The sequence below is a fragment of the Bradyrhizobium uaiense genome, assembly GCF_010811875.1.
In the GTDB taxonomy this organism is placed as follows: Bacteria; Pseudomonadota; Alphaproteobacteria; order Rhizobiales; family Xanthobacteraceae; genus Bradyrhizobium; species Bradyrhizobium uaiense.
Genome location: NZ_VKHP01000259.1, coordinates 1 through 12,385 on the forward strand (window position 1 = coordinate 1; position 12,385 = coordinate 12,385).

At 64.1% G+C, this 12,385-nt stretch carries 8 protein-coding genes and 1 pseudogene; 4 read left to right on the forward strand and 5 right to left on the reverse strand.

What is annotated here, in order from left to right:
- Nucleotides 1–307: 307 nt before the first annotated feature.
- Nucleotides 308–2,311, forward strand: a complete 2,004-nt coding sequence (locus FNJ47_RS38755) for a TonB-dependent receptor (RefSeq protein WP_430649455.1) — start codon at nucleotides 308–310, stop codon at nucleotides 2,309–2,311.
- Here FNJ47_RS38755 and FNJ47_RS38760 read toward each other — a convergent pair whose 3' ends face one another.
- Together FNJ47_RS38760 and FNJ47_RS38765 are read right to left on the reverse strand one after the other, a co-directional pair.
- Nucleotides 2,312–3,910 (reverse strand): glycosyltransferase family 39 protein, encoded by a 1,599-nt coding sequence (locus FNJ47_RS38760; protein WP_163161102.1) that lies wholly within the window; start codon nucleotides 3,908–3,910, stop codon nucleotides 2,312–2,314.
- Between the two features lie 175 nt (nucleotides 3,911–4,085).
- Nucleotides 4,086–4,961, reverse strand: coding sequence for a YiiX/YebB-like N1pC/P60 family cysteine hydrolase (locus tag FNJ47_RS38765; RefSeq protein WP_236000342.1), 876 nt, complete (start codon nucleotides 4,959–4,961; stop codon nucleotides 4,086–4,088).
- Nucleotides 4,962–5,159: 198 nt separating this feature from the next.
- Here FNJ47_RS38765 and FNJ47_RS38770 point away from each other — a divergent pair, with 198 nt between their 5' ends.
- Both FNJ47_RS38770 and FNJ47_RS38775 read left to right on the forward strand, forming a co-directional pair.
- The gene (locus FNJ47_RS38770; protein ID WP_163161096.1) at nucleotides 5,160–6,557 is read left to right on the forward strand and encodes a flavin monoamine oxidase family protein; all 1,398 of its coding nucleotides are present in this window, start codon (nucleotides 5,160–5,162) and stop codon (nucleotides 6,555–6,557) included.
- A gap of 238 nt (nucleotides 6,558–6,795) precedes the next feature.
- On the forward strand, nucleotides 6,796–8,262 hold the full coding sequence (locus FNJ47_RS38775) for a hypothetical protein (protein ID WP_163161097.1): 1,467 nt from the start codon (nucleotides 6,796–6,798) through the stop codon (nucleotides 8,260–8,262).
- 210 nt (nucleotides 8,263–8,472) lie between these two features.
- Here the strand turns inward: FNJ47_RS38775 and FNJ47_RS38780 are convergent, their stop codons facing one another.
- Nucleotides 8,473–10,164 carry a sensor domain-containing diguanylate cyclase gene (locus FNJ47_RS38780; protein ID WP_163161098.1) on the reverse strand — a complete coding sequence of 564 codons (1,692 nt, stop codon included), beginning with the start codon at nucleotides 10,162–10,164 and terminating at the stop codon, nucleotides 8,473–8,475.
- Between the two features lie 108 nt (nucleotides 10,165–10,272).
- On the opposite strand from FNJ47_RS38780, the gene FNJ47_RS38785 reads away from it, so the two are divergent.
- Nucleotides 10,273–10,989, forward strand: coding sequence for a YggS family pyridoxal phosphate-dependent enzyme (locus tag FNJ47_RS38785; RefSeq protein WP_163161099.1), 717 nt, complete (start codon nucleotides 10,273–10,275; stop codon nucleotides 10,987–10,989).
- A gap of 245 nt (nucleotides 10,990–11,234) precedes the next feature.
- Here the strand turns inward: FNJ47_RS38785 and FNJ47_RS38790 are convergent.
- Nucleotides 11,235–11,989 (reverse strand): annotated as a pseudogene (locus tag FNJ47_RS38790) (2-keto-4-pentenoate hydratase).
- Between the two features lie 94 nt (nucleotides 11,990–12,083).
- Nucleotides 12,084–12,385 (reverse strand): L,D-transpeptidase family protein (locus FNJ47_RS38795; RefSeq protein ID WP_163161100.1); only part of this gene is annotated, 302 nt, incomplete at its 5' end.

A 12,385-nucleotide genomic window follows, 5' to 3' on the forward strand; every position in this document is an offset into this window, starting at 1 on the left:
TGTTGCCGGCGTCAGTATGATAATTTTATTGTAACGTCATACCGTGCTTGCTAGCGTTGCTGCGCCGGGTTTGGTTGGGCTGGCGCGGTCGTCGCGTGACTGTAACAGGTATCATGCGGGGGCATGGGCATTGCGTCGTACTGCATGGCGGATATTTCTCGCCGCAGCATCCATTGCCGCATTCGCGCCGGTCGCCGAAGGACAGACCGTTGTCACCGCTCCGGGGCAGTTGCCACTGGTGACGTCCAAGCGCGCCAGACCGTCGCAGCGTCCACACCATGCCGCCGCCAGTGACCGCAAGCCCGCCATGCCGCAACCGAGCCAGCCGACTGCTGTTGCCAACGGAATCACTGCCGGTTCTGCGACCGGGTCTGCTCTCAATCTGCAGCCGACCGCCGCCAGCGCGCGGCAGATCAGCGGCGGCGAAGTGAATGCGCGGCCGGTCTCGCGTGTCGGCGAAGTTCTCGAGGCGGTGCCGGGCCTGATCGTCACCCAGCATTCCGGCGAAGGCAAAGCCAACCAGTATTTCCTGCGGGGCTTCAATCTCGACCACGGCACCGATCTCGCCATCACCGTCGACGGCATGCCGGTCAACATGCCGACCCATGGTCACGGCCAGGGCTATGCCGATATCAACTTCCTGATCCCGGAGCTGATCCAGTCGATGGACGTCCGCAAGGGTCCCTACTACGCGGACAAGGGCGACTTCGCGTCCGCCGGCGCGGTCGGTATCAATTATCTGAACGGGCTGCCCAAGAACACCGCCGAGCTGACCGTCGGCAGCTTCGGTTATCAGCGCGCGACGGCCGCGGGCTCGACCAAGGTCGGTGACGGCACGCTGCTCGCAGCCTTCGAGGCCAACAAATACAACGGCCCGTGGGTCGTGCCGGACGACATACGCAAGCTCAACGGCGTCTTGCGTTACAGCCAGGGCACCGCGACCGACGGCTTCTCGCTGACCGCGATGGGCTATTCCAACGGATGGAATTCGACCGACCAGGTCGCACAGCGCGCGATCGACCAGGGCCTGATCGATCGTTACGGTTCGCTCGATCCGACCGATGGCGGCACCTCCAGCCGCTTAAGCCTGTCCGGCAATTGGGCGCAGTCCAGCGACTACGGGCAGACCAAGCTCAACGCCTATGTGATCCGCTCATCGCTGCAGCTCTACAACGACTTCACCTATTTCCTCGACGACCCCGTCAATGGCGACCAGTTCAGCCAGACCGACAGGCGCACCGTCTATGGTGTCGATGCCAGCCACGCCGCCGATATCCGCATTGCCGGCATCGATACCGAGACCCGGGTCGGCATGCAAACCCGCTACGACGACATCAATGTCGGACTGTTCAAGACCGCGCAGCGGGAGATGCTGTCCGCCGTGCGCAACGATCAGGTACAGGAGGGCAATGTCGGGCTGTGGGCCGATACCACGGCGCGCTGGACCGATTGGCTGCGCACCACGGTCGGCATCCGCGAGGACTATTTCGCCGGCCACGTGCTGAGCGATACGCCGCAAAATTCCGGCAACGCACAGGCGGCGATGACGAGCCCGAAGGCCGGCATCGTGCTCGGCCCCTGCTACAAGACCGAGCTCTACGGCAATGCCGGCTTCGGTCTGCATTCCAACGATATCCGCGGCGCGACCATCACGGTCGATCCGAACGACAAGGTCACGCCGCTCGATCGCGTGCCGCTGCTGGTGCGCTCGAAGGGTGCCGAGTTCGGTATCCGCACCATGGCCATTGACGGCCTCACCTCGTCGCTCGCCGTGTTCGTGCTCGACTTCGATTCCGAGCTGCTGTTCGTCGGCGACGCCGGCACCACCGAGCCGAGCCGGCCGAGCCGGCGCGTCGGCGTCGAGTGGACCAACCAGTACAGACTGCTGCCGTGGATGAGCCTCGATTTCGATCTCGCTTACACCCGCGCGCGCTTCACCGATGTTGATCCGGTCGGCAATTTCATTCCCGGCGCACCGGCCTGGGTCGCCAGCGGCGGCGTCACATTCGGCCGCGAGACGGGCTGGTTCGGCAGCCTGCGTGCCCGCTATTTCGGCCCGCGCCCGCTGATCGAGGATGATAGCGTCCGCTCGCTGTCGTCGTTCATCGTCAACGCCCGCGCCGGCTACAAATTCGACAACGGGATGCGGCTGCAGCTCGACGTCCTCAATCTCTTCAACGCGCAGACCAACCAGATCGAATACTACTATCTGTCGCGGTTGCCGGGCGAACCGATCGGCGGCGTCGCCGACCGCCACGTACATCCCGCCGAGCCGCTTGCCGTGCGACTGACGGTGGCGGCGACATTCTGATCAGATGCGCGGGCGGCGGTTCGAGCTGAACTCCTCGACATCGGGGTGCATGGCGGGTGGTTCGCGGGTGGGCGGCACGAGCAGCATCACGACCCGCCGTGTATGGCCGAGCCTGCCCAGCAAGGTCGCCGGGGCGTCGAACTCGGAGCGAATGACATCCGCTGCGCGCAATGTCGTGCGCTCCATCCAGCTCAGGCAATCCAGCTGATCGGCGAAGCACAGCGCGGCCCAACCGCGATCGAGCGTGGTCTTGCGCGGCAACCCCCAGGTGTACTGATAGGCAAGCGGCCGGGCATAGAACGGATGGTCCGGACTGTAGAAAGCCGCAGCGAAGGCGAGCGCGTCGTCGCCGCTGACGGCGACGAGCGGCGTTCCGGAGGCGTCGCGCCATCGTGCCGTCAGCTCGGTCGCGATTGCATGATAGAAGCCGCGGCCCTCTTCATAGCCGTAGACGTTGCGATAGAGGGCATGGAGCGGAGCGCCGACAGTGACCGCAAGAATGGCGAAACCCGCCACCATGACGGTCAGGTTGACCGTGTAGAAGCGTTCGATCGGGTAGCTCGTTGCGCACACGATCAGAACGATGAACAGGAAGAGACCCTGCACCGCCCAGAGCGAGGGCAGGTCGGTGCCGACCGCAAGCGAGACGATCGCCGGAAACACGATGGTGCCGATTGCGACCAGCAGCAGCAAACGGAGCCCTGGATTCATCGCGCGGAAATCCGTCGGCAACCGCGCCAGCCGCGGGCCGGCAATGAACACCCAGGTGACCGCCGCGACCGAGAGCGCCGCGATCAGCCCCATGATGAAGTAAGAGACTTCCCATAGCGCGGCGACATGACCGGTGGCGGCATGCGCCAGCGCATAGTCGAACGTCGTCGCGCCGGTCGTGGCGAGCCAGTGCAGATGCGGGCCGAGCACGAGCATTCCGGCCAGCGTCGAGATCCAGGGCGAGGCCGACAGCAGATAGCGGCGGCGATCCGGATGCAGCACGGCCGCGAAGACGAAGCTCGCGATCAGGAAGATCGAATAGTATTTGCCGAGCATGGCGATTGCGCAGACGGCGCCGGCTGCGATCGCCCAGCCGGGCTGCCTTGGCGCCTCGAACGCGCGCAGGAAGCAGTAGGTCGCCAGCGGCCAGACCGCCAGCAGCACCGCGTTCGCGTTGAACCGCTGGGCGTGGAATTGGTAGACCGGCAGCAGCATCGACAGCAGCAGGATGATCACCCGCTTCTCGCCGCGCACGAAGCGGCGCGAAATCAGGTCGACCGCCCACAGCGCCACGCCGGCGTTGACCATCGCCATCAGTTGCAGCGACCAATCGGTCAGCGGGAAGAGCGCGGTCCATCCCCGCGTGATCCAGCCCATCAACGGCGGATGCTTGGGGTATCCCCAAGCGAGCTGGCGGCCGAGCGTCCAGGTCTCGAGCACGTCGGGATGCAGGCCGGCGCCGAGATAGGCGATGACGAGATACGCGGTCCAGATCGCGACAAAGAGGGTGAGCAGCAGCGGGATCGACCACCCGGTCTCGATCCCCTCCAGCCACGCGATGAACGGACGACGCCACCGCGCCGGGACCTTCTCCGACGCCGCAGCCATCGCCGAGAAATCTATGATCGAAAGCACCGTAAAACTACCGAATGAAAACAAGCCTGAAGCGCGTGCACCCTAGTGGTGCAGCAATCCGAACTCAACGACGAAGCCGGACGATGCGACGAAGGTTTTGGTCGACGCGGCCAACACGCGATTTTTCCGATCCTGACATCGGCGCCCGTCACGCCGGCGCGGTCTCCGCCGCGATCACTTCCGCAGCCGGAAGCGTCGCCTCTTCGTCAGTCGCTTCAGGAACAAGCGGCGGCGATTCTGGAAACACACCGAATTCGCCCGCTACCTCCTGGAGCGGCTTCTGCTTGTCGGCCCAGTGCAGGGCCGTGTAGTCGAAACCGTGCACGATGGTGGGTTTGATGACCTCGAAGTAGGGCGAGATGTCGAAGTCGCGCGGCATGTAGAGCGAGGAATCGCGGATATGCAGGATCTCGCGGCGCGCCTTGCGGCTGGCGGCCCGCGTGATCTTGGGCAGGATCGGATAGCGCACGGCGTCGAATGCCTGCGCGATCAGCGCCGAGCAGATGATCTTGGTCGGATCGCCGGAGCCGAACGCGATCATGCGGCGGCGCCAGCGCTGCGGGATCGGCAGCGGAAACAGATAGCGCGCGAGATCGACGATGTTCTTGGTGTCGTAGCCGAAGCCGATGCGGTTGATGGCGTAGCGGCACACCGTGGTGCGGTCCTCGAACGACAGTCCGACCGGACGGCAGAGGCGGGTGTGATAGGCCAGATATTTCGACAGCGGCGCGGAGGTCACGCCTTCGCCGATATTGGCCTCGATCAGCACATGCTGTTCGCCGTCAGGCTCGAACGCGCCGTCGATCAGGCCGACGTACAGCGCAGCGTGCGACCAGGTCGACTGCGTCAGGTATTTGATGATGCCGGAAATCCGGTTGTTGCCTTCGACCAGCAGCACATCGCCGGGCTGCATGATGCCCCGCAGCTGGTCCGGATCGCTCGGCGTGAACGGCTCGTAGCCGGGGACTTCCTTTTGCAGGTACCCCGCGATCCATTTGCCGACGGTATCGAGCATCAAGCCCATGAATTCCCCCCAGCGGTTCTACGACCGCTTGTGTTCACTTAATCATGGTCGCAAGCCGTTGCAATTTAGTTCATGCCGACGGCGGATCAATCATGATTGATTTACCATGATGGTTGCTGCGGTCGGTGAGATGCGGCACAGTTCGCGAAGCGTTCCCATTCCCCGCAAGTCTCCGGAAACCATGCCAGAAGCTAAGTCATGACAGTGACCCGCCGCGATTTCCTGTCGGCGTCCGCAGGTCTTGCGCTGATGCCTGTGCTGGGCGGCCGGGCTGTCGCTGCGCCGCCGCCGCGCGAGGCCGACATCGTCGTGATCGGCGCCGGCGCCGCAGGCATTGCCGCGGCGCGACGGATCGCCGCCGCAAACCGCAAGGTGATCGTGGTCGAGGCCGCGAGCCAGGTCGGCGGCCGCTGCCAGACCGATACGTCGACATTCGGCGTGCCGTTCGACCGCGGCGCGCGCTGGATGCACAATCCTGAAACCAATCCGATGATCCGGCTCGCGCGCTCCGCCGGCCTCGACATCGTCACCGCGCCCGCGGGCCAGAAGATCCGCATCGGCCGGCGCAACGCCCGTCCCGGCGAGACCGAGGAATTCTTGGCGGCGCTGGTGCGCGCCAATCGCGCCATCGACGATGCGTCGCGCAAGGCCGATATCGCCTGTGCCGCAGCGATGCCGAAGGATCTCGGCGATTGGGCCGGTACCGCGGAATTTCTGCTCGGCGCCAATTTCAGCGGCAAGGATCTGAAGGACCTCTCCGCCGCCGACAAGGTGCGCGCGCAGGATCGCAACACCGCGATCGCCTGCCGGCAGGGGCTCGGCGCATTGATCGCAAAGCTCGGCGAGGGGCTGCCGCTGGTGCTGTCGACGCCGGCACAGCGCATCCTGTGGAGCAACCGCGATGTGATGGTCGAGACGCCTTCCGGCAAGATCACGGCGCGCGCCGCCATCGTCACCGTGTCGAGCAATGTGCTCGCCGGCGGCAATATCAAGTTTGCACCTGAGCTTCCGAAGCGTGCGCTGGATGCCGCCGCCAAGCTGACCCTCGGCAGCTACGACCGCATCGCGCTGCAGATCCCCGGCAATCCGCTCGGGCTGTCGCGCGACGACGTCATCATCGAGCAGAGCAATTCGACCAGGACGGCGCTGCTCTACGGCAATATCGCCGGCTCCTCGCTGTGCACGATCGACGTCGCGGGCTCGTTCGGCCGCGACCTGTCCGCGCGGGGCGAGCAGGCGATGGCGGCGTTCGCGATGGAATGGCTGACGAAGCTCTATGGCAGCGAGGTCGGTGCCGCCGTGAAGAAGACCAGCACGACGCGCTGGAATGCACAGCCCTTCATTCAAGGTGCGATGTCGGCCGCAGCACCCGGCGCACAATTCTCCCGCCGGATTCTGAGTGAGCCGATCGGCGCGATGTATCTCGCGGGCGAGGCCACGCATGAGACGCTGTGGGGCACCGTCGATGGCGCCTGGGAGAGCGGTGAGCGCGCCGCCGACGCCGCGCTGCGCAGGATCGGTGGCGTGAAGGAGGCAACGCCGGAGCCGGCCGCGCCCGCCGCCAAACACAAGCGCCGCGCGCCGCCGGGCCGATGAATTGATAGCCGGGTGAGATCAGACATCGCGATCTGACTTTGTTGGCCGAAAGACGCCGCCGCACAACAGGTGTCGTCCCTGCGGAAGCAGGGACCCATCACCAATGAACCCTGTTGTCGAAGTCAGCTGTGGCCCTGCGTCGTGCAAATCCAGCAAGCGCGGAGCAGCTTTTTAACCCTTTCGCAGGAGATTAGCGTGCACCGCAATGGTTAGAGCGGTCTGGAGGAACTACCCCAACATGTATCGACGTTGGATTGTTGTCGCAGCGATTCTTCTGTCAGCGTCGCTAATCCAGATACCTGTTGTGCTCAACGCGGACCTCGGCTGGCTCCTTACCGCGAACGAGAAAATTCTGGCCGGGCAGACGCTCGGGGTCGACCTCTTCGAGTCCAACCCGCCTCTGTCGGTCTATATGTATATGCCCGCAGCGATGCTGGCCCGCATGACGGGCGTCGCGCCCGAATTCGTCGTGATCGTCCTTGTGATCATCGAGATTGCCGGCGCGCTCCTCATGATCGACTGCGCGGCCAGGCATGCCGGCTACGAAACCAGAGAGCGGGATGTCCTGGCATGGTGCTTTGCACTGCTCTTCGCAATTCTTCCTGGCTCCGTGTTTGGACAACGCGAACACATTGCCGTGGTCGCGCTGACGCCCTTTGTGGCCATAACCGCGATACGTTGGAGGGGCATGGATCCCGGACCAGTCGCCATCCTTGTCGGACTGGGTGCGGGGCTGGCCATGAGCATCAAGCCCTTCTTTGCTCTGGTCATGGGGCTTCCGATCATCGTCGCTATCGTACGTCAACGGTCAATCAGACCGCTGTTGACGGTCGAAGCATCCGTAGCCGCTGTCACCGCAATTGCTTATGCGGCGGTCGTCGCTGTCGTCTTCCCTGATTACCTATTCACCTATGCTCCGATGGTCGCGGACGCCTATCTGCCGATCAGGATGGAGTTCGTCAGTCTCATTCTGATCCCGATTTCCGTGATAGGCGCTTCTGTCGGTTTCGTGCGTATCGCGGCTTCTCACAACGTCAAAGCGTGGAGCGAGGCAACGCCTTGGCTCGCCGCATCGGTCGGCGGAGCTGCGGCCTTTCTGGTTCAAGGCAAGGGATGGCCCTATACAGCTTTTTCGCTTTGTCTGCTCGCGATTGCAGCGCCCCTGCTGCTGTACCGCGCAAACACGATGCGCACGTCAGTCGTAACTGCCGGCGTCTGTGTCATCGTGCTCATCGGCATTTATTTGTCGACGCCGGCACCCGGCTTCCCGCCACTGGAGCAGCGTGTCCAGGCGCTTGCGAAGCATCCGCGTCTGCTCACGATCACCGACCACATCGCTTTGGGACATCCGCTTGTCCGCGAACTCCACGGCGTTTGGGTAGGTAGCTCCTGCGCACAACTCTTGGCGGGGGGTGCAATCCTTCGCGAGCAAGACCCGAACTTGAGCGACCGCGTTCGAGCAAAATTGAACAACGTTGTAGCTTTTGAACGGCGTCAATTGCTGACGAACCTGAGGAACGGGCATCCAGATGTCATTCTCGTCGACACCTACCTGTTCAGCACGTTTCGGTTTGATTGGCTGGCATGGGCGAAATCAGATCCCGAAATACGAGCCGAGCTAGGCCACTTCCGCGAAGTCGAGGGCGTTGGCCGAGTCCGGATATTTATCAGTCAGTCACAGGCAGGTGAGCCGGCGCCGTCATGACTGGCCTGAAATTGCAATGCTGACGAATACGAGCCGAAGTGGCCACAGTCATTCCGCGGCTGAGCTCGGCGCGATCGGCGAAGGGTCTTCAGGCAATCATTATACGATGAACCCGTGCGAGCTCCGCATACCGTTGCGATATCGACAGGCGCGCTTTCTTCGCTCGCTGCGGAAATCTGGAAGTTCTGTGCGAGTTTGAACGGCAGCGCCTCAGCTCGCCAGGGCCATCCCGGCTTCATCCAGCGTCTGCAGGAAGCCGTGCTCGATCACGGCATTCCTGCCGCGGCGCTTGGCGGCGTAGAGGGCGGCGTCCGCAGCTTCGATCAGGTCGCCGGGGCGCTGGGTGTCGTTCGGCTTGGTCGTGGCGACGCCGACGCTGACGGTCACGACGCAATAGCTCGAGGGCGCATGCGGCACGGCGAGGTCGAGCACCGCTGATCGCACCGTCTCGCCGATCGCGAGCGCATGCGCGGCATCGGTGTTCGGCAGCAACAGGCAGAACTCCTCGCCGCCATAGCGGCCTGCAAAGCCCATCGTGTCGGCGGCAATTCCGGACAGCACCTCGCCGATCCTGGTCAGGCAGGCATCGCCTTCGGGATGGCCGTAGGTGTCGTTGTAGAGCTTGAAGTGATCGACATCGATCATCATCAGCGACAGCTCGCATTCATACTGCTGTGCCCGCATCCATTCGAAGTCGAGCCGGCTCTGGAAGCCACGGCGGTTGGCGAGGCCGGACAGCGCGTCGATCGACGCCATCACCGTGAGGCGATCGTTGGAGGCGACCAGCTCGCGCTCGCGCTGGCTGAGCTGGGCCGCCATCGCGTTGAAGGCGCGTGCCAGCGGCACGAATTCCGAAGGCAGCTTGTGCTTGGCGACGCGTGCCGACCAGTCGCCTTCGCCGAACCGCCGCGCCATGCCGGTCATCAGCTCGATCGGATGGATCACGAGCCGCTCCGCGCCGACGAGCGCACCCAACAAAACGAAAAGGCAGACGAAGCCGAGCTGCAGATACGCGGTGCGGATCTCGCGGTTGATCGCCGCCGTCACCTTGGCCTCGTCCATGCTGACGATCAGCCGGGACTGCGTTCCGGCGATGCGGGCGAAGCTCAGCGTGCGCTGCGCGCCGTCGGACGCCGTGAACGACACCGAGCCGGACGGCTCGTCGTAGCTCAGCGCCTTCTCCGCAATCGCCGACATCAGCGGGATGGTGTCGAGCGAGCGGCCGATCAGGCTCGCATGGTCGGCGGGCGCCGCGACCACGACGCCGGTCGAGTCGACCAGCACGGCCGACATTCCGGGCTGGCCGCCAAGATTGGCCATGATCTGCGACAGCCAGTCGATGTTGATGCCGGAGACGACGACGGAATCCAGCTCCGGATTGATCGCGGCCACCGGATAGGCGGCCATCATCATCGGCCGGCCATTGGTCCTGCCGCGCAGGTAGTCGCTGAACACGAAGCCGCGGTTGTCCTGCGCCTTCTTGAAATATTCGCGGTCGCCGACATTGAGCCCGACCTGGCTGTTGAGCGTGGAGCACTGCACCAGCCCGTCCCTGGAGACGAACATGATGCTGCGGATCCAGGGCAGCACCGTCGGCAGGCTGGCGCGCAGCACCTCGCAGCTCTGCGCAATGCCGCCGGAGGCGCGGATATAGGCGGCGGACTTCAGCATGGTCTCGACTGAGGAGACTACCTCGCGCTGGGTTTCGGCGGCCTGCGCGGTGAGGCTGGCATACCCTGCCGAGGCTTGTGCGATCTGCTTGCTGCGGGAATCTTCCAGCGTGCGGACGCGATCGAGCATCAGGGGCGCGACCAGCATCAGCGCAAGCAAGGCGAGCCGGGCACGAATGCCCAGAACCTTCTTGAGTCTGACCCGGTTGCGGTTGAAAGTGACGCCCGACATTCTATTCCCTTGCCCGGGCGCAGGGTAAAATGCAGGGCTTCAAAAAGCCTTTCCCGAATTTGGTAAAATTCGAGCCAACCCCCGCACCTGTCAGAGAACGGCACAAGCATGACGCAAAGCCCGACCACGCCGTTATCGGCCGATTCACCACATGACCCAGCCTTTGGCCTCTCCGTCGTGGAGCAGGAGATCGCTCATGCCTGCAAGGAAGCGCGACGCGACCGCGCGTCGGTGACGCTGATCGCGGTGTCGAAGACCTTCGCAGCCGACGCAATTTTGCCGATTATCGGCGCCGGACAGCGCGTATTTGGCGAAAATCGCGTGCAGGAGGCCAAAGGCAAGTGGCCGGAGTTAATCCAGGCCAACCCGGGCTTGAAGCTGCATCTGATCGGGCCGTTGCAGTCCAACAAGGCCAAGGAGGCGGTCGCGCTGTTCGATGCGATCCATTCGGTCGACCGCACCAGCATTTGCGAAGCGTTAGCCAAGGAAATCAAAACTCAGCAAAAGCACCCGGAACTGTTCGTCCAGATCAACACCGGCGAGGAGCCGCAGAAGGCCGGCGTCGCGCCGCAGGACGCCGATACCTTCGTTGCGGCGTGCCGCGACAAATACGGCCTGCAGATCGCAGGCCTGATGTGCATCCCGCCGGTCGACCAGGCGCCGGCGCCGCACTTCGCGCTCTGCGCCAAGATCGCTGCGCGCAATGGGCTCAAAAATCTGTCGATGGGGATGAGCGCCGATTTCGCCGTGGCGATCGCGATGGGCGCCACCCATGTGCGGGTGGGGTCGGCGATTTTCGGCACGAGGACGAAGCCGCACGCGTAGTGTGGTTGGGACTTCCGCCAGGATCACACCGAGGATTGCCGTATCGGACCCGTCATCCTGAGGTGCGAGCCTCTTCGGCGAGCCTCGAAGGATCGACGGCCACCAGCCGGGCCGTGCATCCTTCGAGGCTCGCTCCGCTCGCACCTCAGGATGACGGTGTGGGCTTGGCGCTTCGGAATAGCCGCGTGCCCTTTCCTGAGGCCGCGGCGTATGGGTCCCTGCTTTCGCAGGGACGAGTGCGCCGCCTACGCGAACTTCACCGACACTTTTCCAATCGCGCCGAAATCGGCCGCGAACACATCGCCGGCGGCGATCGGGAGCGGGGGGTGGCAGGTGCCTGTGGTGACGACCTCGCCCGCCCGCAATGTCAGCCCGAGCGCGCGCAGTTCGTTGGCGCACCAGGCTTGCCGTGGCCGATGTAACGCTCGCCGCGCAGCGTGATGGTCGGGCGTTCCTCGACCAGGTCGATCGCGCGCCAGTCTGTCGACGTTGCGGGTCCGAGCACGAACAGATGCGCGCAGGCATTGTCGGCGATCAGCTGCGCCTCGCCGGCGGCGACGAAGTCTGTGAAACGCGAATCCGGAATCTCGATCGCCGGATGCAGTGTGTCGACCGCCTCCAGCACCTCCTGCACGCTGTAGGGCGTGGTGCGCGGTGTGAGATCACGCGCCATGCGGAATGCGTATTCGGGCTCGCCGACGCGCATCTCGTTGCCCGTCATCGACGCAGTGCCGCCATCCGGTATCAACGTCTCCGCAAGGATGCGCCCGGCGAGCGGTCCGGCGACATTGATGTGCTTCTGGCCGGCCGCGCTGGTTGCCGCGATCTTCCAGCCGATCAGCTTTTCGCGCGACGTCTGTTCCAGCCGAGCCTGCACCGCATAGCCCTCGGCGCGATCGCGTGGCCGCATTGTGCTGTCGAGTGCGCCGAGCTTTGTTCCGGCATGCCAATGCCCGTGCAGAACTTTTGAGGCGGCCGCGATCTGGTTGTTGTCGAGCATGTTGGTTCGCTCCCGCGGGAATGTTTTTGTCTTGCGCGCGATCTCAGCACAAACGCGTCGCGCTTGTCGCGTGGGAAAACCGATGCTCAGTTACCTACTCAATGATGATCCTTGTCTGCGGCGACATCCGCCGCAGCAGCCGCAGCATCGATGCCTTGGTCATCGAGACGCAGCCAGCGGTCGGTGCGAAATTCGGCCGCGCCAGATGCAGGAATACGGCGCTGCCGCGGCCGGCGACGCGCGGTGCGGCGTTGTGGTCGATCTCGACGATGAAGTCGTAGAGATGATCCTCGCGCGTCAGGCGGTCGCCGCCTTGCTCCCGGTCGAGCCGGATCGGCTGGTTGTAGTGGCGGTCAGCGGGATCCTCGCGCCAGGCATCCTCGCGGCGGATCGGCA

What these genes read in the sequence shown, in the direction of transcription:
- FNJ47_RS38755 (WP_430649455.1), top strand. Translation starts at nt 308, where the DNA reads ATGCCGCAACCGAGCCAGCCGACTGCTGTTGCCAACGGAATCACTGCC.
- FNJ47_RS38760 (WP_163161102.1), bottom strand. Translation starts at nt 3,910, where the DNA reads ATGGCTGCGGCGTCGGAGAAGGTCCCGGCGCGGTGGCGTCGTCCGTTC.
- FNJ47_RS38765 (WP_236000342.1), bottom strand. Translation starts at nt 4,961, where the DNA reads ATGGGCTTGATGCTCGATACCGTCGGCAAATGGATCGCGGGGTACCTG.
- FNJ47_RS38770 (WP_163161096.1), top strand. Translation starts at nt 5,160, where the DNA reads ATGACAGTGACCCGCCGCGATTTCCTGTCGGCGTCCGCAGGTCTTGCG.
- FNJ47_RS38775 (WP_163161097.1), top strand. Translation starts at nt 6,796, where the DNA reads ATGTATCGACGTTGGATTGTTGTCGCAGCGATTCTTCTGTCAGCGTCG.
- FNJ47_RS38780 (WP_163161098.1), bottom strand. Translation starts at nt 10,164, where the DNA reads ATGTCGGGCGTCACTTTCAACCGCAACCGGGTCAGACTCAAGAAGGTT.
- FNJ47_RS38785 (WP_163161099.1), top strand. Translation starts at nt 10,273, where the DNA reads ATGACGCAAAGCCCGACCACGCCGTTATCGGCCGATTCACCACATGAC.